The organism is Flavobacterium wongokense (assembly GCF_021608265.1).
Taxonomy (GTDB): Bacteria; Bacteroidota; Bacteroidia; order Flavobacteriales; family Flavobacteriaceae; genus Flavobacterium; species Flavobacterium wongokense.
In genome coordinates this window covers 173,998-197,872 of the sequence record NZ_JAKIHP010000001.1, presented here as the reverse complement: position 1 = coordinate 197,872, position 23,875 = coordinate 173,998, and the positions used below count along the sequence as shown (strand labels likewise).

Annotated in this window: 20 protein-coding genes; 11 read left to right on the top strand and 9 right to left on the bottom strand. The window is 37.9% G+C overall.

Features of this window, described 5'->3' with window-relative positions; all coding sequences use genetic code 11:
• Positions 1-75: 75 nt before the first annotated feature.
• Positions 76-1,665 carry a peptide chain release factor 3 gene (locus tag L1S31_RS00805; protein ID WP_236460609.1) on the bottom strand — a complete coding sequence of 530 codons (1,590 nt, stop codon included), beginning with the start codon at positions 1,663-1,665 and terminating at the stop codon, positions 76-78.
• Positions 1,666-1,946: 281 nt separating this feature from the next.
• On the opposite strand from L1S31_RS00805, the gene L1S31_RS00800 reads away from it, so the two are divergent.
• The 5 genes from L1S31_RS00800 (at position 1,947) to L1S31_RS00780 (ending at position 7,583) form a co-directional block, all read left to right on the top strand.
• Positions 1,947-3,875 (top strand): peptidylprolyl isomerase, encoded by a 1,929-nt coding sequence (locus tag L1S31_RS00800; RefSeq protein ID WP_236460607.1) that lies wholly within the window; start codon positions 1,947-1,949, stop codon positions 3,873-3,875.
• Positions 3,876-4,724 (top strand): hypothetical protein, encoded by an 849-nt coding sequence (locus L1S31_RS00795; protein WP_236460605.1) that lies wholly within the window; start codon positions 3,876-3,878, stop codon positions 4,722-4,724.
• Positions 4,687-6,114 carry a peptidylprolyl isomerase gene (locus tag L1S31_RS00790; protein WP_236463485.1) on the top strand — a complete coding sequence of 476 codons (1,428 nt, stop codon included), beginning with the start codon at positions 4,687-4,689 and terminating at the stop codon, positions 6,112-6,114. The genes L1S31_RS00795 and L1S31_RS00790 overlap by 38 nt, the downstream gene beginning before the upstream one ends.
• A gap of 25 nt (positions 6,115-6,139) precedes the next feature.
• On the top strand, positions 6,140-7,093 hold the full coding sequence (locus L1S31_RS00785) for an AAA family ATPase (RefSeq protein WP_236460603.1): 954 nt from the start codon (positions 6,140-6,142) through the stop codon (positions 7,091-7,093).
• A gap of 136 nt (positions 7,094-7,229) precedes the next feature.
• Complete coding sequence (locus L1S31_RS00780) at positions 7,230-7,583, top strand: hypothetical protein (RefSeq protein WP_236460594.1); 354 nt, start codon at positions 7,230-7,232, stop codon at positions 7,581-7,583.
• Here the strand turns inward: L1S31_RS00780 and L1S31_RS00775 are convergent.
• The 5 genes from L1S31_RS00775 to L1S31_RS00760 all read right to left on the bottom strand — a co-directional run bounded on the left by L1S31_RS00775 (position 7,580) and on the right by L1S31_RS00760 (position 12,975).
• Positions 7,580-8,731 carry a retropepsin-like aspartic protease gene (locus L1S31_RS00775; RefSeq protein ID WP_236460592.1) on the bottom strand — a complete coding sequence of 384 codons (1,152 nt, stop codon included), beginning with the start codon at positions 8,729-8,731 and terminating at the stop codon, positions 7,580-7,582. The genes L1S31_RS00780 and L1S31_RS00775 overlap by 4 nt on opposite strands.
• Before the next feature lie 17 nt (positions 8,732-8,748).
• Positions 8,749-11,178 (bottom strand): TonB-dependent receptor, encoded by a 2,430-nt coding sequence (locus tag L1S31_RS00770; RefSeq protein ID WP_236460581.1) that lies wholly within the window; start codon positions 11,176-11,178, stop codon positions 8,749-8,751.
• A gap of 13 nt (positions 11,179-11,191) precedes the next feature.
• The gene (locus tag L1S31_RS14885) at positions 11,192-11,314 is read right to left on the bottom strand and encodes a hypothetical protein (protein WP_255702128.1); all 123 of its coding nucleotides are present in this window, start codon (positions 11,312-11,314) and stop codon (positions 11,192-11,194) included.
• A gap of 136 nt (positions 11,315-11,450) precedes the next feature.
• Positions 11,451-11,879, bottom strand: coding sequence for a MarR family winged helix-turn-helix transcriptional regulator (locus L1S31_RS00765; protein WP_236460579.1), 429 nt, complete (start codon positions 11,877-11,879; stop codon positions 11,451-11,453).
• A gap of 4 nt (positions 11,880-11,883) precedes the next feature.
• Positions 11,884-12,975: a hypothetical protein gene (locus tag L1S31_RS00760; protein WP_236460576.1), complete on the bottom strand. Its 1,092-nt coding sequence runs from the start codon at positions 12,973-12,975 to the stop codon at positions 11,884-11,886.
• A gap of 64 nt (positions 12,976-13,039) precedes the next feature.
• Here L1S31_RS00760 and L1S31_RS00755 point away from each other — a divergent pair, with 64 nt between their 5' ends.
• The 3 genes from L1S31_RS00755 (at position 13,040) to L1S31_RS00745 (ending at position 17,704) form a co-directional block, all read left to right on the top strand.
• A complete protein-coding gene (locus L1S31_RS00755; protein WP_236460567.1) occupies positions 13,040-14,176 on the top strand; it encodes an acyltransferase family protein in 1,137 nt (378 codons plus the stop codon).
• Positions 14,166-15,272: an acyltransferase family protein gene (locus tag L1S31_RS00750; protein ID WP_236460556.1), complete on the top strand. Its 1,107-nt coding sequence runs from the start codon at positions 14,166-14,168 to the stop codon at positions 15,270-15,272. The genes L1S31_RS00755 and L1S31_RS00750 overlap by 11 nt, the downstream gene beginning before the upstream one ends.
• Before the next feature lie 167 nt (positions 15,273-15,439).
• Complete coding sequence (locus L1S31_RS00745; RefSeq protein WP_236460554.1) at positions 15,440-17,704, top strand: aconitate hydratase; 2,265 nt, start codon at positions 15,440-15,442, stop codon at positions 17,702-17,704.
• Positions 17,705-17,771: 67 nt separating this feature from the next.
• Here the strand turns inward: L1S31_RS00745 and L1S31_RS00740 are convergent, their stop codons facing one another.
• The 3 genes from L1S31_RS00740 to L1S31_RS00730 all read right to left on the bottom strand — a co-directional run bounded on the left by L1S31_RS00740 (position 17,772) and on the right by L1S31_RS00730 (position 21,403).
• A complete protein-coding gene (locus tag L1S31_RS00740) occupies positions 17,772-18,143 on the bottom strand; it encodes a hypothetical protein (RefSeq protein ID WP_236460552.1) in 372 nt (123 codons plus the stop codon).
• Positions 18,144-18,379: 236 nt separating this feature from the next.
• A complete protein-coding gene (locus tag L1S31_RS00735) occupies positions 18,380-19,828 on the bottom strand; it encodes a glyceraldehyde-3-phosphate dehydrogenase (RefSeq protein WP_236460542.1) in 1,449 nt (482 codons plus the stop codon).
• A gap of 186 nt (positions 19,829-20,014) precedes the next feature.
• Positions 20,015-21,403 carry a Do family serine endopeptidase gene (locus tag L1S31_RS00730; RefSeq protein ID WP_236460540.1) on the bottom strand — a complete coding sequence of 463 codons (1,389 nt, stop codon included), beginning with the start codon at positions 21,401-21,403 and terminating at the stop codon, positions 20,015-20,017.
• Between the two features lie 133 nt (positions 21,404-21,536).
• Here L1S31_RS00730 and dapF point away from each other — a divergent pair, with 133 nt between their 5' ends.
• The 3 genes from dapF to mltG are packed head-to-tail and all read left to right on the top strand — an operon-like array spanning position 21,537 to position 23,875.
• A complete protein-coding gene (gene dapF / locus L1S31_RS00725; RefSeq protein ID WP_236460524.1) occupies positions 21,537-22,319 on the top strand; it encodes a diaminopimelate epimerase in 783 nt (260 codons plus the stop codon).
• Entirely contained in the window at positions 22,313-22,840 is a 528-nt protein-coding gene (locus L1S31_RS00720; protein ID WP_236460496.1) for a GNAT family N-acetyltransferase, read from the top strand. Before dapF ends, L1S31_RS00720 begins: the two co-directional genes overlap by 7 nt.
• A 6-nt stretch (positions 22,841-22,846) precedes the next feature.
• Positions 22,847-23,875 carry an endolytic transglycosylase MltG gene (mltG, locus tag L1S31_RS00715; protein WP_236460485.1) on the top strand — a complete coding sequence of 343 codons (1,029 nt, stop codon included), beginning with the start codon at positions 22,847-22,849 and terminating at the stop codon, positions 23,873-23,875.

Below are 23,875 nucleotides of genomic sequence, written 5' to 3'. Positions count from 1 at the left end.
AAACGCTCTATTACAGCCGGTAAATATAGGAATCATTTTTAGAACTAAAAAATTTAGTTCAAATTTTACGACGATTTACTCAAATTCTGAGGTAAAATACAATTTTACATTTGGGAATTTACTCTGAGTCATTTGGATTGTAAATTCAGAATCTGCCAAAAACACTAATTGACCATATTTATCATGCGCAAGAAACTTTTGCTTAATTCTTTTAAATTCCTTGAATTCTTCGCTCTTGGCGTCATCGGGCTTTACCCAACAGGCTTTATGAACTGGAAAAGTTTCATAGCTGCATTTGGCACCATATTCATGCTCCAAACGGTACTGGATTACTTCATACTGAAGTGCTCCAACAGTCCCGATGACTTTTCGGTTATTCATTTCTAAGGTAAACAACTGCGCCACACCTTCATCCATCAGCTGGTCAATACCTTTGTCCAGTTGTTTTGCTTTTAAAGGGTCAGCATTATTTATATATCTAAAGTGTTCGGGTGAGAAACTCGGAATTCCTTTAAAACTCATGATTTCCCCTTCGGTAAGCGTGTCGCCAATCTTGAAATTCCCGGTGTCGTGCAAACCAACAATATCGCCAGGATATGAGATGTCTACAATTTCCTTTTTCTCAGCAAAAAATGCATTAGGGCTTGAGAATTTCAGGTTCTTTCCCTGACGGACATGCAGATACGGTTTGTTGCGCTCAAAGGTTCCCGAAACTATTTTGACGAATGCCAGCCTGTCGCGGTGCTTCGGATCCATATTTGCGTGGATTTTGAATACAAATCCGGCCATTTTTTCTTCTTCGGGTTTTACCAATCTCGTTTCAGATTCCTTTGGCCTTGGTGCCGGAGCGATTTCCACAAAGCAATCCAACAATTCCCTAACTCCGAAATTGTTCAATGCCGAACCAAAAAATACGGGTTGCAAATTACCGCTGAGGTATTGTTCCCTGTCAAAGGCAGGATAAACTTCTGAAATCAATTCGAGTTCTTCCCTAAGTTTTACAGCTGGTTTCTCTCCAATGATTTTTTCCAATTCCGGACTGTCAATATCAGAAAAGGCAATCGTATCTTCAATATTCTTACGGCTGTCACCACTAAAAAGATTGATGTTTTGCTCCCAGATATTGTAAATTCCCTGAAAGTCATACCCCATTCCGATTGGGAAACTCAATGGCGTTACGCTCAAGCCTAACTTTTGCTCTACTTCGTCCATCAAATCAAAAGCATCCTTTCCTTCCCTGTCCAATTTGTTTATGAAAACAATCATCGGAATGTTTCTCATCCTACAAACGGCAACCAATTTTTCGGTTTGTTCCTCAACCCCTTTTGCAACGTCAATCACCACAATCACACTGTCGACAGCCGTTAACGTTCGGAAAGTATCTTCAGCAAAATCCTTGTGTCCGGGCGTATCCAGGATGTTGATTTTTTTGCCTTGATAGTTGAATGCCAAAACCGAAGTCGAAACCGAAATCCCTCTCTGGCGCTCTATTTCCATGAAATCGGAAGTGGCTCCTTTTTTGATTTTATTGTTCTTAACCGCACCAGCTTCCTGAATGGCTCCACCAAAGAGTAGTAATTTCTCGGTAAGAGTTGTTTTTCCGGCATCGGGATGCGAGATGATTCCAAAGGTCCTGCGGCGTTGTATTTCTTTTAAAAAGCTCATGATTTTGATAAATTGGTTGCAAAAATACTATTATTTACTGATTATTTCGATATGCTTTCCGTTTCAAATATTTTGGCATTTATTAAGGTTTCCTTAAGTGTTAATAAAATTTTGTTAATAGTAGCGTGTATAGTTGGATAATGTGTTTGAATTACTATTTTTGTTGATTGTTACACTGCAATTTTTAAGCAGTTTTTGACAATTCAAGGAACACAAAATTTAATTGTAAATTTTTATTGAAATTTTTTATCAGCATGAACTTAAAACAGTTTTTTTTCGCATTGTTATTTTTAATATCATATGCCAATATTGCACAAAATAACACAAGGGAAGTTCTATTTTCAATCAACGACAAGCCTTACTACACCGACGAATTTGCAAGAATTTACAAGAAAAACCTGGACTTAGTAAAAGACGATACCCAAAAAGACCTCAATCAGTATTTGGATTTATTTGTGGGTTATAAATTGAAGGTAAACAAAGCCTACAAACTGGGTTTGCAGAATGGTGCCCAATACCAAAATGAATTAAAATCGTACCGAAGCCAGTTAGCCAAAAATTATTTTAACGATACCAAAATCACTCAGGAGCTTATTGAGGAAGGTTACAACCGTCTTCAAAAAGAAGTTAGGGCTTCGCATATTCTTATCCTTGTTGATGAAAATGCAACTGCAGAAGATACTTTGAAAGCGTATAAAAAAATTGAGGATATTAGGAAAAAAGCGGTTGCCGGAGAAAACTTCGACGATTTGGCAGTACAGTTTTCTGAAGATCCATCAGCGAAGGAAAACAAAGGTGATTTAGGATATTTTTCTGCTTTCAGAATGGTTTATCCTTTTGAAACGGCAGCTTTCAATACACCAAAAGGTGAAATTTCTAAAATTATCAGGACACGTTTTGGTTACCATATCCTAAAGATTAATGACGTAAGAGCCAACCGTGGTGAAATCACCGTTGCCCACATCATGATCCTGAGCCCGAAACCGGAAGATGTTGACAAGGATTCCAAAAGAATCATTGAGGATATTTACAAAAAACTGCAGCAAGGCGAAAAGTTTGAGGATTTGGCAAAACAGTTTTCGGAGGACAAATCCTCGTCATCAAAAGGCGGAGTGTTGAACAAATTTGGTTCAGGGCAATTGAGCTCTGAGGAATTTGAAAACATGGCATTTGCACTTAAAAATGTCGGAGATGTTTCTGCGCCATTCCAGTCCCAATTTGGCTGGCACATCATTAAGCTGATTGAAAAGCATCCGATAAAATCTTTGGATGAAATGAAACCTGAATTGGAAACCAAAGTGGGTAAAGACGACCGATCTAAAAAAATTACGGCTTCCTTAAACGAAAAGCTTAGAAAAAAATACACTCATAAAAGAGACAATAAACAATTTGCTGCCATGTCTAAATTGGTTACCAATGATTTCTATGACGGTAAATGGAAAGCTCCAGAAACGTTTAACAACACCACTTTGCTTACCATAAATTCAAAAAAGATTGATAATAAGGCGTTTTTGGATTTTGTTGAAAAACAGCAAAAATCAGGTTTGAAAACCAAACCAGTAGCAAAACTTACGGAAGAATTATACGAGAAATTCTTAGACGATCAGCTGACTGCTTATTATGATGAGAATTTGGAAAATGATTTCCCTGAATTTGCCAATGTTATGGAAGAATATCGTGACGGTTTATTGCTTTTTGACTTAATGGAAAAAGAAATCTGGGATAGGGCAAAAACAGATACACTTGGATTGAAAAGCTTCTACGACCAACACAAAATGGAGCATATGTGGAAGAAAAGAGTGGAAGTAACCGTGGCTTCATCAACCAAAGAAGACATGATTAAAAAAGCTCAGGCACTTTTAAAAAAGAACACCGAGCCACAAACCATCAAAGACAAGCTCAATGTTAACAATGTCATCAATGTGATGACCAACAGCGGAGTTTTTGAAGAAGGAACTGATGCTTTGCCAAAAACTATGAAATATGATGTTGGCGTTTCAAATGTATTTAAGGAAGGAGAATACTATTTTGTGACCAATGTAGAACGCGTATTACCCGAAAGCCCTAAAACGCTTGAGGAATGCAAAGGGAAAATCGTCAATGATTACCAGCAATATTTGGAGCAGCGTTGGGTTGATGATTTGAAAAAGGAGTTTACGGTTAAGGTAAATACAGACGCCTTCACCCACGTAAAACAACAGCTGAAATAAATGATTAGAAAAAGTTTTTTCCTGGTTTTTTTGATGGTTTGTTCCTGTAATTATTTGAAACCAGAACAAAAACCGCAATCAATTGCCAGAGTAGGAAAAAACTATTTGTATAAAAGCGACATCGCAACCTTGGTTCCGGCCGGAACTTCTAAAGAGGACAGCATCCTTTTGGTAAGGGATTATATCGATCGATGGGCAAGCCAGAAATTGTTGATCGATGCGGCAGAACGAAACCTGAGCGACAGGAAAAAAGCAGAGTACAATGCTTTAATAAAGCAATATAAAATAGATTTATATACCAAGGCGTATATAGAGGAAATAGTTAGGAATACGGTTGACACGGTTGTAAGCCAGGACGATTTAAAAAGGTATTACGACGAAAACAAGGAAAATTTTAAAACCAACGGAACATTAGTCCGGTTGCGTTTTATCAATCTGTCAAAAGACAATCCTCGTTTTGCAACCATAAGTAGTAAGTTCTTTGATTACAATAAAAAGGACAAAAAGTTTTGGGACACTTACAAGTTGCAATTCAAGAGTTTTGCATTAAACGACAGTGTTTGGGTTGATATGAACCAGGTGTATGTAAAACTGCCGGTAATCAATCCCGATAACAGGGATGAACTAATGAGGCCCGGGAAAAAGATTCAGATTCAGGATAAGGATGATACTTATCTGATAAAGATTACCAATGTAATTGACAAGAATCAGGTTTCGCCATTTGAATACATAAAGCCAACTTTGAAAGAAGTTATATTGAATAAAAGAAAATTGGAATTGATTAAAAAATTTGAAAAAGATATCACTAATGATGCCATTAAAAACAAGGATTATGAAATATATAAATAGCAAACTTACCGTAGCAATCATTGCAATTTTTTGCACTGTAGGCTTTGCCAATGCTCAGGAAGTCATTAAGGACACGGTAAAAACAAAACCGTTGACCAGTTCTTTCAAAAAGCAAAAGGTTGATGGTGTCATTGCAACTGTTGGGGATTACATCATCCTTGATTCTGATGTCGATAAATCGTTTTTGGAATTATCAAGCCAGGGTCAATCCACAAAAGATATTACGCGTTGCCAGATGTTGGGCAAACTATTGGAAGATAAATTGTTTGCACACCAGGCTGTTCAGGACAGTATCGTGATTAAGGATGAAGAGGTTAAGGAAAAAATGAACGATCAGATTTCCTATATGGTGGAGCAATTAGGTTCGATGGATAAGGTTGTTACGTATTTCAAAAAAGGCTCTGAAGAAGAATTGAAAACCGAGCTGTTTGACATTATCAAAACAATTAAGTTGGGTGCAGAAATGCAGAAAAAAATCATTGACGGCGTAGAAATCACACCGGAAGAAACCCGTAATTTCTTTAAAGCCATTCCACAAGCCGATTTGCCGGTTTTTGGAGCTGAAATGGAAGTAGCCCAAATTGTCGTGCAGCCAAAAGTTACCGATGAGGAAAAACAAAGGGTTATCAAAAGGCTTAAGGAAATAAAAGACGAAGTCCTGGCCGGAGCAAGTTTTAAGACAAGGGCTGTTATTTATTCTGATGACAGAGGTTCTACTTCGAGTGGAGGTTATTATAAAATCAACAGGAAATCGCAGTTTGTAAAAGAGTTTAAGGAAGTTGCCTTCTCACTTAATGAAGGTGAAATCTCTGAGCCATTTGAAACCGAATTTGGTTACCATATCATCATGGTTGAAAAAATCAAAGGACAGGAAGTGGAATTAAGGCACATCCTGATGATGCCAAAAGTTTCTGACCAGGCATTGAAAGATGCGAAAGAAAAAATCCTAAGCATTAAAAGAAAAATCGAAAACGGAGAAATCACTTTTGCGGATGCAGCCAGAACGATGTCTGACGAAAAGGAAACCCGTGCCAATGGAGGAACCTTAATCAACCCAAAAACACAGGATACGCATTTCGAATTGACCAAAATGGATCCAAGCCTGTATAGCGAAGTTTCCAATTTAAAAGACAATGCGATTACACAGCCAATCTTAGACGATGATCCAAGACAAGGTAAAAAATACAAAATCATCACAATCACTAACAGGATTAATGAGCACACTGCCGATTATGCTAAAGATTATACCAAAATCAAGGATTTGGCATTGAAGGAAAAACAAATCAAAGCCATTGCAAAATGGACAGATGAAAAAATCAAGGAAACTTACATCAAGATTAATGGTGAATACAGGGATTGTGTATTTGTCAATAATTGGATTAAAAAATAAGTCATAAACCTAAAGCGTAAATCCTATGTCAGATGTTACCGCCATTAAAAAATTAGTTCAAAAAAGAGCTGAACTTAAAACAGAAATCGCCAAAATAATTGTAGGTCAGGACGCCGTTGTTGACCAAATTTTATTGAGTATCTTTTCTGGAGGACACGCACTTTTGGTTGGTGTTCCCGGTTTGGCGAAGACCTTGATGGTAAACACCATTTCACAGGCTTTAGGATTAGACTTCAAAAGAATACAGTTTACACCCGATTTGATGCCGTCGGACATACTTGGAAGTGAAATCCTGGATGAAAGCCGTCAGTTCAAATTCATCAAAGGGCCTATTTTTGCCAACATCATTTTGGCCGATGAGATTAACAGGACGCCGCCAAAAACACAGGCAGCTTTGCTTGAAGCGATGCAGGAACGTTCTGTAACGATTGCTGGACAAAATTATAAATTGGATTTGCCTTATTTCGTTTTGGCAACCCAAAATCCAATTGAGCAGGAAGGAACTTATCCTTTGCCTGAAGCGCAATTGGACCGTTTTATGTTTGCCATTAAATTGGATTATCCTTCTTTTGCTGAAGAAGTTGATGTGGTGAAAAGCACAACCTCTGACGCTAAACCAGAAATCAGCCCGTTGTTTACCGCTCAGGAGATTATTGATTTCCAACATTTGGTACGCCGAATCCCGGTTGCCGATAATGTTATTGAATACGCAGTAACCTTAGTGAGCAAAACACGTCCGAACAATCCTTTGTCGAATGATTATATCAAGAATTATTTGGATTGGGGCGCAGGTCCAAGAGCTTCACAGAACCTGATTTTGGCAGCCAAAACAAATGCCGCATTCAATGGAAAATTCTCTCCGGATATTGAAGATGTAAAGGCGGTTGCAACCGGAATCCTGCGCCATCGAATCATTAAAAATTACAAGGCTGATGCCGAAGGCATTACCGAAGAAATGATAATTGATAAGCTGTTGTAATAAAACAGCTTTTTTTTCGTTTATATAGTACATCATCACCCGAGGCGTTGCCGAATTGTTTGGAGCGCAGCGGAAAAAATCAAACCCAAGGCAAAGCCGAACTGTTCGGAGCGCAGCGGAGAAAAATCTATATCAAATGAAAAAAAAATACCTTTTACTGCTCCCCGAAATCATCATTGTCATCCTAAGCGCTTATTGGTTTTTAGACAATTATCTGGGAAGGAATGTCATTAATCCATTTGCCTTAGCAGTATTCTTCATACTGCTGTTCCAGGTAATTTTCCAGAACAAATTCATAGGAATGTTTTTGGCGACCATTACGGCACTGTTTTCCATTTACATGGTTTTTGCTGTAATGTCTGAATTTAGGGAGTTTTCGTCTTTTACACCTGAAGCAAGGAATTTATTGATTTTCGGTTTAACATTCTGCATACTGCTCTTTGCTTCCTCAATCATTATGATCTACAAGTTTTTGTCGAAAGTGTTTTAATCTTTAGCGCTTCTTTCCCAGACGCCATCACCTTTGCTGACTTTAACGGCAATTATTTTATTGTTGGAATCCCTTTCAAAAACAATGGCAGCGTTTGGCACCATTTCCAATCCAAATCCGTCTTTTGACCTGGCAACCATTTTCATAAGCATCCCATTTGGCCTTTGAATGAATAATGTTCCTTCATCATTTGCAGTGATTGTTCGGTCTCCATATTTTCCGGTGTATTCATTATCGTTTTTCGAATTGGTTTCCGATAATTTAGGTTGGAACCTCACCAATCTTACCAAGTTGTTTTTCATGTCAAATGTGATATTCATTTGCCTTAAAAACCGAATTCCCGCATTACTCTGTGGCAAAACGTCATTTATGATGATTGTTGGATTTTGGAATTCAATTGACCCGATTGCTATCGCCTGATTGAGTTCAGCTTCCCTGATTTCAAATTCATTGCTTACCGTTTTTGCCCTGCCAACAACCTTTGGCGTTCCTAGTATCATCTCATTTGTAATATCAGAACTATGCACAGTCAGCCAACCCATATTTCCGGTGTCAAGGATTGCTGGCAGTTCTTTGGAACCAAGCTTTAACTTTATCCTGGGAACGTCATTTTCAGTTGACATAGCAAAGGCACTTTTATCCTCTTTATCCAATTTGCCTTTGCTAATAATCAACTGATTTGTTTCAAAATTCAATTCGACCAAAACACCCTTAAAAAAACTTAGCCCAATTACCCCATCAATTACATCAATGTTTTTGCGCTGATTGTAGTTCCGAACCATGGCATCAACATTTTTGATATGATAAGTGCCAATGGATATTTCTTTCAGATTGGTTACCGGAAAGGATTTCGAATTGGCACCGCTGCCATCTCCAGCCAGTACAGAATCAGTTACGGATAGATTGAGTTCGTTGAAAACTTTTTCGTCTAATTTGGCAACTATTGGGCTTCCGGTATCAAACATAAACTTATATGGGCCTTTCCCGTTTAATTGTACCTCGATAACGGGATTGGCACCGCTGCGGTAAGAAATGGGAAGCACAACTTTATCCTCGTCAAAACTGATTTTAAAGGAAGCCACATTTTGCGCATCAATAGCCATTACATTCCATAATATTGAAATGCTGATTAAAACTGCCTTTTTCATTGTAAAGCCTTTTAGGATTAGCTCGCCCTGCGTTTTTCATCCTCAACTCCGGTAGTTCTCTGACGTGCCCTTGAGACTGTATTTTTCCCAAAGCGATACGTATAAGAAAGTGTCACAACTCTCGCATCCCAGGTTCTTTCAGTAAAGAAATCCTGGTTTTGGTAGCGAACATCTACCGCAATGTGATTGGTTAGGAAAATGTCACTGACATTCAGCTTGAAAATGGAGTTTTTATCATTGGAAACTTTCTGGATTCCGGCTGAAATTTGAGATAGATGTTTGATGTAAAACAATCCCCAAACCATTCGGCTCTGATAATAACCATTCAATTCGGCAGTCCATCCTTTTCCTAAAACAATGCTGTTGTTCATATTCATATCCCAGGAAGTAAAATCCTGTTGCAGGCTTCCACCGTCAAGCGGACTTGAATATTTATTTAAGTAAACCGAAGCCGAAAGTGTTGAGTTGACAACCTTTCTGTATTTAAGCGGAATGTAAACTCCCAAATTAAATTGCTCATAATCCTGGATGTTGGCCGGAATCTGATAGGAAATGCGGGTATCATCATCCTGTACAAAAATGTCGGTGATGCTTTCCTTGCTTCTGGTATAACTCAGCGTTGTAATGTATTTTGATTTATAAGTGTGATTGAGTTCAAATGAGTGCGTAATTACCGAATTCAACGTTGGGTCACCCACAACATACGTATACGAATCCACAAAAACCTTGAAAGGATTGAGCTGGCGATAGGTTGGTCTGTCAATGCGTTTGGTATAGGATAATGAAAGTGAATTCTCCTCAGTGAATTTCCTATTGACTACAATGTTTGGAAAGAAGGTTACATAATTTCTCGAAAACTGGTCTCCTGTAGCCAATTGTTTTCCATTGGTTTTGGTATGTTCCATACGCAAACCAGCCTGAAAATCCCATTTGGTAAACTCTCTTGCAAAACTTCCATAAGCCGCATTGATGTTTTCCTCATAAATAAAATGATTCGATTTTGTGACATCCAGAATAGACTCACCGTTTTCTACATTATAAAACTTAACGTCATTGTCGGAAGTTACCAGACTTGATTTGAGTCCAACTTCCAGCTTCATTTTCTCAGAAAACGGATGAGTATAATCTGTCTTTATTGATTTTACGGTAATGATTCCGGTTTGGTCGGTGGCAACCATGGTGTCTGAAATGATGCTTTCATCAGGATTGGCATTAATGTTATGAATGTCCTGAAGTGTTGTTGCATCGAATTTTCCGTAATCGATATCGGCTGTTATCTCTTTTCCGGCTGTGTTGAAACTATGCTTAAAGTTAAAATTGGCAAAACCATTGAAACGGCTTTCATCCGATAAAATACTGGTTTGCGTAGTATAATCAAGTGTTCCGTCCGGATGTGTAATTACAGCATCGGTGTTGGCATATCGGTCATTATTATTCCAGTTTCCATTCATCAAAACCCCAAAAACCGTTTTTTCGGTTGCATAAAAATCGGCACCAATACGCGAATTGTTGCTGATTGACGGTACTTTGGTAAACGAATCCTGTTCAAAAATTGAAGTCACATTATGGCTGTCATCAAAGAATTTCCTATTGATAAAAAAGGCGCCGTAATTGAGCGGATTTGCATAAGAATGGCTTCCGAAGAAATTCCATTTCTTATCACGGAAATTCAGGTTGATGCTCGCCGATGGTTTTTTGTAAACTCCTTGTCCGTAGCTTAAGGTCGCCGAACCATTGAAACCCTGTTTTTGGTCTTTCTTAAATTTGATGTTGATAATCCCGGCATTTCCTGCCGCGTCATATTTGGCTGATGGATTCGTGATAATCTCGATGGTTTGTATGTTTGCTGCTGGAACACTTTTTAAATATACAATCAAATCAGTACCGGAAAGAGGTGTAGGTTTGCCATCAATCATTACAATCACACCCGATTTTCCTTTCAAATTTATTGAGCTCTCCTGGTTAACCATGACACTCGGAGAACGCTCAAGAACATCTAATACAGTGTTTCCAGCAGAAACAATACTATTTTCAACATTAACAACTATCTTGTCTAATTTTCTTTCAATGAATTGTTTTTCTTTGGTGACCACAACTTCCTTCAAGGTATTTGAGTTGGGTTTTACAATAATTTTTTCAAAACTTATGGATTGTTTTTCAGGCGAAATGACGAAATTCCCGCTTCTGTAATTTTCAAATGAGGCATGTGTTACCTTTAAATAGTAATCACCGTTGGAAAGGTTATCCAGTTCAAAATTTCCCTTTTCATCGCTTATCGAAGCCTTTACAAATACGGAATCTGCAACGCGATGTAAGGTGACATTGGCAAATTCAACCGGCACGTTTTTTTCATTTGAAATGGTACCGTTTATTTTTCCAATATTCGTTTGCGAAAGGCAATAGGAGGACTGTAGCAAAAGGATTGCTAATAAGATTAACTGCTTCATTTTTTGATTTATTTTATCGGGTACGTGTAATATTGATTTCCGATGCGTGATTTTTGATTGGTTTTAACTCCTGATCTGATATTGCGCCGAGCAAAGAAGCAGCCAAAGCCAATAATAACCCAATTTTGTGTGCCATAAGTTGTTGGTTTTTTGATTAATGTAATAGAATAATCATTTTGCTTGATATGTCAAACAACTATTATAAGTACATCACAAAATAAATTTGTTACAGCAAAAAAATAAATTCCTTAAAATTTTAACATTTAATTCAGCTAAGAACAATTGTCTATGATTTTTTTAAGCGCAAGGTTCATGGTTTCCAATTCCTCTGGAGTAATGGTATTCAGTGCGTTTTTCCTGTTTTGCAGCACCAGGTCCTGCACTTTGTAGATGATTGATTCCCCTTCTTCGGTAACGACAAGGTTTGATTTTCTTCTGTCGTCCGGATTGTCGCGCCTTTCAAGGTATTCCGATTTTACAAGCAGGTCAATAATTCGGGTTACTGAGGCATTGTCCTTAAAGACATTCCGGGCAATTTCCTGCTGTGTTATTGTTGGATTTTCTAATATGGTTTTGATAATCAGCCATTGGTCAATCGTAATCTTAAAGCCATTTTCCTTGAGTTTCTTTTGAGCAAACATCCGATAAGACTTAATCGCCTTATCCATATTGTAGAATATAATTTTTTCAAGTTTTTCCATTGCCTTATTTCTTTTGGAGTAAATCGTCGAGCTCTTTGTCATAAAAAAACAAAAACATGCTTCCCATCATGTCCTGCTCGGTTTGGGTTGTGTTGTTGACGTCTAAAACAATTTCATATTCATGGTTTTTGTATAACCAAATACCTTCTACAGAAGAAAAAGGTTCAATGCTGGTCAATCCAATTTTGTCCTTGTGGTTTACAATCTTGCTGCTAAATATTGCTTTGTTTGTTGTTTTATCAAATAAGGAAATCCTTGTTGAAAAAGGGTGCACGTGAATTGCTGCGGCATGCAAACGCAGGCTGTCCTGAATCTGGAGCTGATTGTTGACCGAACTTCTATAAGTGTTTTTCCCAACCGGAATTACCCAATGCCCAGAGAGTTTATTTCCTTTTCCGTCATCATACGTATGGTTTTTGGTTTCCACCGGAATGCATTGATTGGTTCCGGGATCTAAAGGTGATTTATACGGATCGGATTGATTGAAAGGCAGCATGATGAAAGCTGTACGGCTCATCAATGGCTTTAGGTTTTTTTCTTTGGAATAATTGATGTCAACCTCATGTCGAACCCAGAAATTAGCATCGGGAAGATTATGGTTTAAGGATTGTGTCGTTACGTACAAATATTCATTTCCTTTCATCGGAACGCCATAACCTTCGGGAAAACTAAAGCTTTCCATGCCGTGAGAAAGCGATGTCAATCGAGGGTATTGCGAACCAATCCGCTTTTGAAGATGGAATGAACTGTAATAATTCACATCATTGAAATCGACATTGGTGTGGCAGATAAAATCATTCGAAATATATTGCAATGATTTAGCATCCAAAGCCTTTACATGGAATCCGGTCAGCCAAAGCAGGGTTGAATCCTTGGAAAGCTGCACATAATTGGAAGATTTTGGTCCTTCCATCGATTTGTAGATACCGTCAATGTAAAATTCGGGAGAAATCATTTTATAGGTTTCCGATTGGTTTTCAACCTTCCAATTCGGATTTACAACACCCAGCTTTTCAAACAAAAACGATTTTACAATGGCTTTGTGACGTGTTGGTAATTGCCAGTACCAAATTCCACCGCCAATAATTCCTAACAAAATTAGAACTCCTAAAATTTTATATATCTTTGATTTTCTCATCTTTTTCAAAAATACATTTTATATGAATGAAAGAAAACAAATCGGTGCAAAAAGATTTTTTGGATTGGATTTTTTAAGAGTGCTCGCCGTGAGCATGATTTTGTTTTCTCATACATCATGGATTTATAATTCCAACGGAGTTCTTGGGAAACTACAGGACATGAGTGGCTTTTTGGGAATTGAATTGTTCATTGTGCTGAGCGGTTTTTTAATTGGCGGAATGCTTTACAAACAGTTTTTGCATGAAGAGTATACGCTGAAAGACGGCTCTTTGTTTATTTATCGAAGGCTGATGCGGCTCTTGCCAAGTTATTATTTGGTCATTATTATTAATGCAGTTGTTTTTACAGCATACGGTTTTTCGATTGCAGGAATATGGAAATACTTCCTGTTGCTGCAAAATTTTGCTTCTCCGGTTTCGCCATTTTTTCCGGAATCCTGGAGTCTGCCCGTAAAGGAAATGGGTTACATTTTTGCCGTTTTCCTGCTATTTTTTATTTCGCATGTATTTGTAAAAACCTCCAAACGATTTCTGTTCCTTAGCGTTATCATCGGGCTTATTGCAGTTGTATTCCTTTTAAAAATGTATTACAATATCCATTCGACGAATGTAGATTTGAAGCTGTGGAGTTTTCAGGTGCGCTCGGTTGTGGTTTATAGGATGGATTCGGTGTTGATTGGAGTTTTGTTTGGTTATTTCTATCAGAATTACAAAGATTTTATGCTGTCAAAACGATGGCTGTTTGTGGCAAGCGGAATTTTATTATTCCTGATGCTGATTATTTGTATTGTGCTTTTCAGATTTACATTAAGCAATGCCGGCTGGTTCTGGAATCTCATTTGCCTTCCCACAGTTTCATTGGCAATCTGCATGTTTATCCCATTTTTGCTCAACCTCGAATCACCTTCGGAAAGCATCGGAAATGGTATTAGGTTCATCTGCAAAATTTCATATTCTGTGTATTTGCTGCATTACAGTTTTATACTTTTCCTGCTCAAAAATTTTATCGATACCAGTAATTATAATATCTGGCAGTTGAATATCTTTACGTTGTTTTATTTGTTGGTTACGGTTGGCGTGAGTTACCTTTTATACAATTATTTTGAAAAACCAATCAATGAATACAGGCACAAAAAATTAAAATTGGATGGCAACTAATACCAGGGTTTTTGGATTAGATTTGATGCGTGCGATGGCAATCACTATGGTGCTTTGCTCACACATTCTTTGGATTTATAACCCCAATGATGGCATCATCCGACAGCTTTTTGCATTATTCGGTTTTCTTGGTGTAGAATTTTTCTTTTTACTGAGTGGCTTTCTGATTGGCAGGATTCTCTATAAGATATTCATCAAAGAAGAGTTTACAATCAAAAGTGCTTTGGGTTTCCTGAAGCGAAGATGGTTCAGGACGTTACCGAATTATTTCCTGGTCTTGATCATTAATATAATCATCACCATCAGCCTCGGATATAGTATTCCAAAGCTAGGTCTGTATTTTGTTTTCCTGCAAAATGGATTTTCCAAAATGCCGACTTTTTTCCCTGAGTCGTGGAGCCTTTCTGTAGAGGAATGGGCCTACATTGTTTTACCGTTTTCCTTGTTATTGTTGTCAATTTTTTTTAAACCAAAAAACAAAAACCGATACTTTTTAATAATCACTTTGTTATTAATTACGTTATTTATTTTGTTCAAAATAATCTACCATTCCAAAACACCAACAACCAATCTGGACGAATGGAACGTTTCCCTAAAGTCGGTGATGATTTACCGTCTGGATGCCATTTTTATGGGAGTTTTATGTGCCTGGCTGAGCATTAATTATCAAAAAAAATGGACTGAATATAAATTTACAGCTGTATTCATCGGAGTTTTAATCATGCTGTTCATGTATTTCGGAATGGGTTTTTTACGCATTCTTCCGGAGAATTACCCTTTTGTATGGAATGTCATCTATCTTCCATTGGCATCTTTTTCAATTGCGTTTTTCGTTCCGTTCTTTTCACAACTGGAAACTTCTGTTGGAATCATAAAAAAACCGGTTGAATTTATCAGCAGGATTTCCTATTCAATTTACCTACTGCATTACAGCGTAATTATGCAGTTATTGATGTTGTTTGTGGATAAGGAAAAGACATCTTTGATTCAGCTTCATCTGATTACGGCTTTTTATCTTATTACTACAGTGGTTGTAAGTTATGTTTTTTACCGTTTTTACGAAAAACCAATTATGGATTTAAGGGATAAAAATTGAGAATAGTTAATTTTTATGCTTTTAAATATCACATTGGCAAAAAGCAAATGTCAAAAATCAGTATTTCGTAAAACATCATATGCAGACAACATATTTCCTGAAAAATATTTACTTAAATACAACGTTTTCGTAAATTTGCACTGCGAAACAAATAAACCAAATATACTATGGCTTTTGATATTGAAATGATTAAAAAAGTTTATGGGACAATGGCTGAGCGTGTAGACAAGGCACGTGAATTAGTAGGCCGACCATTAACGCTTTCAGAAAAGATCTTATATTCTCACTTATGGGAAGGCAATCCTTCAAAATCGTTCACTCGCGGAAAGGATTATGTCGATTTTGCTCCGGATAGGGTAGCCTGCCAGGATGCGACTGCACAGATGGCCTTATTGCAATTTATGCATGCAGGTAAAAAGACAGTAGCCGTTCCTACTACAGTTCATTGTGATCACTTAATCCAGGCGAAAGTTGGAGCCACTACCGATTTAGCTGTAGCCAATTCACAATCAAAAGAGGTTTTTGATTTCCTTTCTTCAGTTTCCAATAAATACGGAATCGGCTTTTGGAAGCCAGGTTCCGGGATCATCCACCAAATCGTTTTGGAAAATTATGCTTTTCCTGGCGGAATGATGATTGGTACCGATTCACATACCGTTAATGCCGGAGGTTTAGGAATGTTGGCCATTGGTGTTGGTGGAGCAGATGCAGTTGATGTAATGTCGGGAATGTCATGGGAGTTGAAATTTCCAAAATTAATCGGAGTAAAATTGACCGGAAAATTAAACGGTTGGACTGCTCCAAAAGACGTAATCCTAAAAGTAGCTGATATCCTTACCGTAAAAGGAGGAACCGGAGCCATCGTTGAATATTTTGGCGAAGGCGCAACAAATATGTCCTGCACCGGAAAAGGAACCATCTGTAACATGGGAGCCGAAATTGGAGCAACCACTTCTACTTTTGGTTATGATGATTCGATGAGAAGGTATTTGGCTGCAACAGACCGTCAGGATATTGTTGATGCTGCAGATAAAGTTGCGGATTACTTAACTGGCGATGCTGAAGTGTATGCAAATCCTAGTCAATATTTTGACCAGGTTATTGAAATCAATTTATCAGAATTGGAACCACACATCAACGGACCATTTACTCCAGATAGAGGAACTCCGGTTTCAAAAATGAAAGAAGAAGCTATTGCAAATGGCTGGCCTTTAAAAGTGGAATGGGGATTAATTGGATCATGTACCAATTCATCTTACGAAGATATGGCGCGTGCTGCATCTATTGTGGAGCAGGCAGTTGCACACGGAATCACGCCGAAAGCAGAATTCGGAATCAATCCGGGCTCAGAGCAAATCCGGTACACCATCGAAAGAGACGGCATCATTGCCACTTTTGAAAAAATGGGAACCAAAGTATTTACCAATGCCTGTGGACCTTGTATCGGGCAATGGGACAGGGCAGGAGCAGACAAAGGAGAAAAAAATACCATTGTTCACTCGTTTAACAGAAACTTCTCTAAACGTGCTGACGGAAATCCAAATACACACGCTTTTGTAACTTCACCAGAAATGGTTGCTGCCTTGGCAATATCTGGAGATTTATCCTTTAATCCGATTACGGATACTTTAATCAATGATAATGGCGAAGCTGTGAAACTGAATCCTCCTCATGGTGATGAATTGCCAAAAAGAGGTTTTGATGTTGAAGATGCAGGTTTCCAGGCACCAGCTGCTGATGGAAGCGGAGTTCAGGTTGTAGTTTCTCCAACTTCGGACAGGCTGCAATTATTGGCACCATTTGAACCTTGGGATGGGAAAAATATTTCAGGAGCCAAATTGTTGATCAAGGCTTTCGGAAAATGTACTACCGACCATATCTCTATGGCTGGGCCATGGTTACGTTTCCGTGGCCATTTGGATAACATTTCAAACAATATGTTGATTGGGGCTGTCAATGCTTATAATCAGGAAGCCAATAAAGTTAAAAACCAATTAACCGGAAACTACGACGCAGTTCCTGCAGTTCAAAGGGCTTACAAAGCAGCTGGGGTTCCAACGATTGTTGTTGGGGATCAAAACTACGGTGAAGGTTCTTCAAGAGAGCACGCAGCAATGGAGCCAAGGTTCCTTGGAGTGAAAGCGGTTTTGGTGAAATCATTTGCACGTATCCACGAAACGAATTTGAAGAAACAGGGTATGTTGGCATTAACCTTTGCTAACGAAGCGGATTATGACAAGATACAGGAGAACGACACCATCAACTTTTTGGACTTGACAGAGTTTGCTCCGGCAAAACCATTGACTTTAGAATTTGTTCACGCAGACGGAACAAAAGATATAATCTTAGCGAACCACACTTACAACGAAAGCCAGATTGGCTGGTTTGTTGCAGGTTCGGCATTGAATCTGATTGCAGCCGGTAAAGCGTAATTGATTTCAATTTAGGACAAAAAAATGCCCAACATTTGTTGGGCATTTTTTTTAACTATACTGAACTTTATTGAACGCTTTTATAAACTTCCTTCAGGCCTGAACTCCATTTCACTTCTTCATAGTAGAAATCTACAGCGGTTAGGCTGTTCTTTTTTCTGATAACACATTTTCCGGTAACATCTGCTTCTGAACCGTCAACAGTGATTTTTTTATTGTTTTGGATTTTATTCGCCAAATACAAATCGTATATTTTCCTGGCAATTTCCTGACGGATCGTCATTTTGGCATTGTAGGTGCTCACAATGATAACACCTTTTTTAGAACGGGCAACCAGCTCCATTCCATCCTGACCATAATTATAGGTCTCAACTGTTGGATCTCCTTTGGAGAACGCAAAACAAGTCACGATAAGTAAACCGAAAAGCACTTTTCTCATAAATAATAGATTTGTGGGGCGACAAATTAGGGACGAAAAATAATAATTAATTTAATACAAAACGCAGTTATCCACAAAAAATTGTGTAAAACTTCAAAAAAAAGTATAAAATTTATTGAAAGGAATAGCAGGTCGCATCATTTTTATCGACGAAATGCATGTTTTTGAAATCTGAAGCCAAAAAAAATCCGCCTAATCGTATAATTAGACGGACTTTTAACTGAACTAATAATCTATTAATAATAAGTGTATCTTCTAACTTTAGCAATATATTTTGCTAAACGGATTACCTGATGGCTGTATCCGTATTCGTTATCATACCAAACATATAAAACGATGCTTTTTCCATCACTTGAAACAATCGTAGCATTACTGTCGTAAATTGACGGCTGTGCTGTTCCAACAATATCGGAAGAAACCAACTCGTTATTTAGTGAATATCTGATCTGTTCTACCAATTCGCCTTCCAAAGCGTATTTTTTCATGATTTTATTGAATTCCTCAAAAGTGGTTGCTTTGCCAATTTCTAAATTCATAACCACCAAAGAACCATTTGGAACAGGAACACGAATCGCGTTTGAAGTCAGTTTTCCGGCCAAACTTGGTAAAGCTTTTGCTACTGCAGTTCCGGCACCGGTTTCTGTAATAACCATGTTCAAGGCAGCAGCACGGCCACGACGGTATTTTTTATGCATGTTATCCACCAGGTTCTGGTCATTGGTATAAGCGTGAATGGTCTCAATATGACCTTTTACAACTCCAAGTGCATCTTCAACTACTTTTAAAACTGGCGTAATTGCATTTGTGGTGCAGGAAGCCGCAGAAAAAATATCAACATTATCTGGATTGTGGTCATTATGGTTTACCCCGTAAACGATGTTTGGAACACCTTTTCCTGGCGCAGTCAATAAAACTTTGCTGATTCCTTTAGAAGTCAAATGCCTTCTTAAAGCTTCTTCGGTTGTAAAAGCACCAGTATTGTCAATGCATAAGGCATCTTCAATTCCGTATTTTGTATAATCAATTTCCTCAGGACCGGAAGCTGTAATAACGTGTACTGTTGTTCCGTTGATGATTAAGGCCTGGTTTTCGGCATCAGCCTGAACCGAACCCTGGAAATCACCGTGAACAGAATCATAACGCAATAATGAAGCTCTTTTTTCCAATGATGTTGCATCGTTTTTGTCACGTGTAACAATGGCACGAAGGCGAAGTTGTTGTCCTTTACCCATTTTGCTCATCATCTCACGAGCCAATAAACGGCCAATACGACCAAAACCATATAAAACAACATCTTTTGGTTTCATGTTTTGGAAATCCTTTGCATTTTTCAATTTGTCAATAACAAAAGCACGACCATCGTCATATTTATTATCTTCAAGATGGTATTCATAAGTTAATTTTCCAATGTCAATACGTGATGGCGGTAAATCTAAATCAAGGATTGCACGTGCAATTTCTACTGAATCAAAAATGTTGATTGGCTTTTGAACAAACTCACCTGCATATTCGTGAAAATTGATAATATCACTCACATTTCGGTCAATCAGTTGATTTCTAAAAAGTACCAATTCAATCGATTTGTCATACCACAAATCACTGATAATTTTAATTAATTCAACTGCTGCCTTACGTCTGTCAGCTTGAAATGATAACTCCTTCTCGTAAAATTTGTTACTGTCCATAAAATAAATATGTGTTTAGTTGTGTGTAAAAATTAAATTTAACTCCGTTCAATTCGGCTTGTCAGCCTCGGGTGGCGCAAAAGTATAAAATTACGACGTTTCACGAAAACGATTTCGTTACTTTTTTATAAAACAAAAAAACCAGCTCAAAATCTGAACTGGTTTTTCAATAATTAACCTTTTACCTTATAATATTATCTGAATGAGTTGTCCGGAGCGATTGATCATTTGGATGTTAACACTCTGGTTCTCGTCTTTGTTGTTTAAGAATTTTGAAATCGTTTGGACATCTGTAGCTTTCACATTATCAACCGAGAGAATGATGTTTCCTTTAAGTTGGTCGTAATAAGGCCTCAAATTTTCGTTGTTGATATCCTTAATCCGAACACCATAGCCAATCCTGAATTTTCTTTTATCAGCTGCTTCAATGTCTTCCAATTCCAACCCTTTGAATTCCGTTGATATCAAATCGTTTTTAATCAGGGTTACCGGAACCGATTTGGTTTCGCCGTCTCGGATAAACGTAACCTGAACTTTGTCGTTTGGCCTTTTGGTACTGATATATCCCGAAAGTTCAGAGAACGTATTGATGCGTTGATTGTCTAATTTTTTGATGATGTCGCCTTTTTGCAATCCTGCTTTTTCAGCGCCTGAATTTTTGGTTACTTTATTAATATAGAAACCTTCAGTATCATTAATCCCCAATTCTTTTGAAGCTTTACTGTTCAATTCTCCACCTTCAACACCAAGGATTCCGCGTTGAACGTTACCAAATTCCATAATATCTTCAATGATTTTTCGGGTAATGTTGGATGGGATTGCAAAGGAATATCCAGTGTAACTTCCTGTTGGAGATGAAATCATAGTATTGATTCCGATTAGTTCGCCACGTGTATTTACCAATGCGCCTCCGGAGTTCCCTGGATTTACCGCAGCATCGGTTTGTATGAATGACTGAAGTCCATTGTTTTCTAAATTTCGGGCTTTCGCCGAAACGATTCCGGCTGTCACTGTTGACGTTAAATTGTAAGGATTACCAACTGCCAGAACCCATTCGCCTACTTTTACCTGATCGGAATCGGCAAATGTTGAATACGGTAATTTTTCGTCTGCATTGATTTTTAACAAAGCGATATCCATTTTAGAATCGGTTCCGATAAGTTTTGCTTTGTATGATTTATTGTTGTTTAAGGTTACTTCCAAATCGGTGGCGTCTTTTACAACGTGGTTGTTCGTTACGATGTAACCATCCTGCGAAATGATAACCCCCGAACCTGTCCCGATTTGTTCCTGTTGCTGACCACCACGGGAACCATAAAAGAATTCCATTATTGGGTCAGATACCGTTCTGACAGAAACATTCTTAACGTGTACTACAGTATGGACGGTGTTTTCAGCAGCAGTTGTAAAATCAATTCCTTCGGCTGCAAGCCCAACATTCCTTCCAAAACCATCTGGCGCAGTCGTGACTATCGAATTCCTGCTGTCCTTTTCTTCTATAAATAATTTGTACGCGCCCAATGTGGTTGCACCACTCAATAAAGAAACCAAAAATAAACTTGATAATCGTTTCATATTTATACCATTTTTAAATTATTCGATAGTAAAATTAGAAAAAATCAATTTCCACTTGAACCTGCTTTAACGGAGGTTTAACAATTTTTAAGTTAATCTTAATATTTGTTATCTTTGTGAGAGAAACAACGTGATGAAGACTACTTTTTATAAATATCAGGGAACCGGAAATGACTTTATCTTTATCGATAACAGGCTAAATGTTTTTCCTAAAAATAACACCAAACTCATCGGACATCTTTGCGACCGTCGCTTCGGAATTGGAGCGGATGGTTTGATATTGCTTGAAAACAGCAAGGATTCAGATTTTAACATGGTTTATTATAATTCTGATGGCAATCAAAGTTCCATGTGTGGAAATGGTGGACGCTGCATAGTGGCTTTCGCCAAAAACCTGAATCTTATTTCGGATGAAACTACGTTTAGGGCAACAGATGGTTTGCATTATGCTTCGATTTTGGGCAATGGAGATATTTCCTTGCAGATGAAAGATGTTTCAGAAGTAAAAATTGAAACCGATTATGTTTTTCTCAATACCGGTTCACCACATCATGTAATGCTTGTGAAGGATTTGGACAATTATGATGTCAAAAGCATTGGTGCGGCAATCCGTTATTCTGATTTGTATGGAAAGGCCGGAAGCAATGTCAATTTTGTTAAGCAGCTTTCGAGTGATCATTTTCGTTTGCGGACTTACGAGCGCGGTGTTGAAGATGAAACCTTATCGTGCGGAACAGGTGCAACCGCAGCAGCGATTGCAACGAATGTGCTTGGAAAAACCAATTCCCATGTGATACAATTGGATGTTGAAGGCGGAAAACTGGAAGTTTCCTTTGACAAGGTAGACGATCGTTATATCAATGTGTTCTTAAAAGGTCCGGCAACCTTTGTTTTTGAAGGAGAAATCGAATGGTAACATTACAAGGACAAAATATCTATTTACGCGCATTGGAACCCGAAGATTTGGAGTTTATCTATGCTATAGAAAACGATGAAAATATTTGGGAAGTGAGCAATACCATAACACCTTACAGCAAATTCCTCATTCGGCAATATCTCGAAAATGCCCATCAGGATATTTATGAAGCCAAACAACTGCGATTGGCAATCTGTAAAAAAGAATCTTCTGAAGCTGTAGGTTTGATTGATTTATTTGACTTTGATGCCAAAAATAAACGCGCCGGCGTTGGGATAATTATTCAGAACGAAACAGACCGAAATAGTGGTTTTGGCAAAGAAGCATTACGCCTTATGATTGATTTCAGTTTTTTACAATTACAACTGCATCAGCTGTACGCAAATATTGGAACCGATAATAAAGCAAGTTTGTCGCTTTTTACTACATTTGGATTTGAGAAAATAGGCGTTAAAAAAGACTGGAATTTTACCAACAATGCTTTTCATGACGAAGCTGTTTTTCAATTAATTAAAAAATAAATTGTTTTGAATAGAAATAAGATTATCAAGGTTTTAGCCATAGTTTTTATTGTTTTCGTATTGGTTGTTTTTATTAGATTTTTCACATCCAATACAAAATTCGAGAAAGAAGAAGTATACGTTGAAGTTCCAACCGGATCGAGTTATCAGGACGTTGAAAAAATCCTTTCCCCTTTGGTAAAGAGTATGAGCGCATTCGAATTTATTGCTGAACGCCGTTCATATCCAGAGAATGTAAAAGCTGGACGCTTTCTATTAAAGAAAGGAATGAGCGCGTTTCAGATGGTTAGGGCTATGAGGCTAAATGTTCCGGTGAAATTGGCCTTCAACAACCAGGAAAGGCTCGAAAATCTTTGCGAGCGTTTGAGTTCCCAAATTGAGCCCGACACTTCAAAATTACTGGCAACCTTTTACGAACCTGAATTCTTAAAAACAAACGGATTCACCAAACAGAATGTTTTTGCAATGTTTTTACCAAATACATATGAGGTGTATTGGAACATTTCAGCAGAAAAATTCAGAGGCAGAATGCTTGATGAATATAACCGTTTCTGGACAAAGGAACGCCTTGCAAAAGCTGCTGCATTAGATTTAACTCCGGTTCAGGTGATTACGGTTGCGTCGATAGTACACAAGGAATCTGTTAAGAAAAGCGAACGCCCGAGAATTGCCGGAGTTTATCTCAACCGCTATAAACAAGGAATGCCTTTGCAGGCCGATCCAACAGTAATTTACGCTTTGAAATTGCGCGATAATAATTTCGAGCAGGTCATCAAACGTGTTTTGTACAATGATTTGTTTATTAAATCGCCTTATAACACTTATCAAAATATAGGCCTGCCTCCGGGTCCAATTGCAATGCCCGATGTTGATGCGATTGATGCTGTTTTGAATGCTGAAAAACACAATTACCTTTATTTCTGTGCAAGTGTTGAAAAATTCGGCTATCATGTTTTTGCATCCGATTATAATGAACATATGAAAAATGCCAAGAAATACGCTGATTGGTTGAATAAACAAGGAACAAACCGATAA

What these genes read in the sequence shown, in the direction of transcription:
- L1S31_RS00795 (WP_236460605.1), top strand. Translation starts at nt 3,876, where the DNA reads ATGATTAGAAAAAGTTTTTTCCTGGTTTTTTTGATGGTTTGTTCCTGT.
- L1S31_RS00770 (WP_236460581.1), bottom strand. Translation starts at nt 11,178, where the DNA reads ATGAAGCAGTTAATCTTATTAGCAATCCTTTTGCTACAGTCCTCCTAT.
- L1S31_RS00740 (WP_236460552.1), bottom strand. Translation starts at nt 18,143, where the DNA reads ATGAGAAAAGTGCTTTTCGGTTTACTTATCGTGACTTGTTTTGCGTTC.
- L1S31_RS00745 (WP_236460554.1), top strand. Translation starts at nt 15,440, where the DNA reads ATGGCTTTTGATATTGAAATGATTAAAAAAGTTTATGGGACAATGGCT.
- L1S31_RS00780 (WP_236460594.1), top strand. Translation starts at nt 7,230, where the DNA reads ATGAAAAAAAAATACCTTTTACTGCTCCCCGAAATCATCATTGTCATC.
- L1S31_RS00720 (WP_236460496.1), top strand. Translation starts at nt 22,313, where the DNA reads ATGGTAACATTACAAGGACAAAATATCTATTTACGCGCATTGGAACCC.
- L1S31_RS00730 (WP_236460540.1), bottom strand. Translation starts at nt 21,403, where the DNA reads ATGAAACGATTATCAAGTTTATTTTTGGTTTCTTTATTGAGTGGTGCA.
- L1S31_RS00785 (WP_236460603.1), top strand. Translation starts at nt 6,140, where the DNA reads ATGTCAGATGTTACCGCCATTAAAAAATTAGTTCAAAAAAGAGCTGAA.
- L1S31_RS00755 (WP_236460567.1), top strand. Translation starts at nt 13,040, where the DNA reads ATGAATGAAAGAAAACAAATCGGTGCAAAAAGATTTTTTGGATTGGAT.
- L1S31_RS14885 (WP_255702128.1), bottom strand. Translation starts at nt 11,314, where the DNA reads ATGGCACACAAAATTGGGTTATTATTGGCTTTGGCTGCTTCTTTGCTC.
- L1S31_RS00750 (WP_236460556.1), top strand. Translation starts at nt 14,166, where the DNA reads ATGGCAACTAATACCAGGGTTTTTGGATTAGATTTGATGCGTGCGATG.
- L1S31_RS00790 (WP_236463485.1), top strand. Translation starts at nt 4,687, where the DNA reads ATGCCATTAAAAACAAGGATTATGAAATATATAAATAGCAAACTTACC.
- L1S31_RS00765 (WP_236460579.1), bottom strand. Translation starts at nt 11,879, where the DNA reads ATGGAAAAACTTGAAAAAATTATATTCTACAATATGGATAAGGCGATT.
- L1S31_RS00775 (WP_236460592.1), bottom strand. Translation starts at nt 8,731, where the DNA reads ATGAAAAAGGCAGTTTTAATCAGCATTTCAATATTATGGAATGTAATG.
- L1S31_RS00735 (WP_236460542.1), bottom strand. Translation starts at nt 19,828, where the DNA reads ATGGACAGTAACAAATTTTACGAGAAGGAGTTATCATTTCAAGCTGAC.
- dapF (WP_236460524.1), top strand. Translation starts at nt 21,537, where the DNA reads ATGAAGACTACTTTTTATAAATATCAGGGAACCGGAAATGACTTTATC.
- L1S31_RS00805 (WP_236460609.1), bottom strand. Translation starts at nt 1,665, where the DNA reads ATGAGCTTTTTAAAAGAAATACAACGCCGCAGGACCTTTGGAATCATC.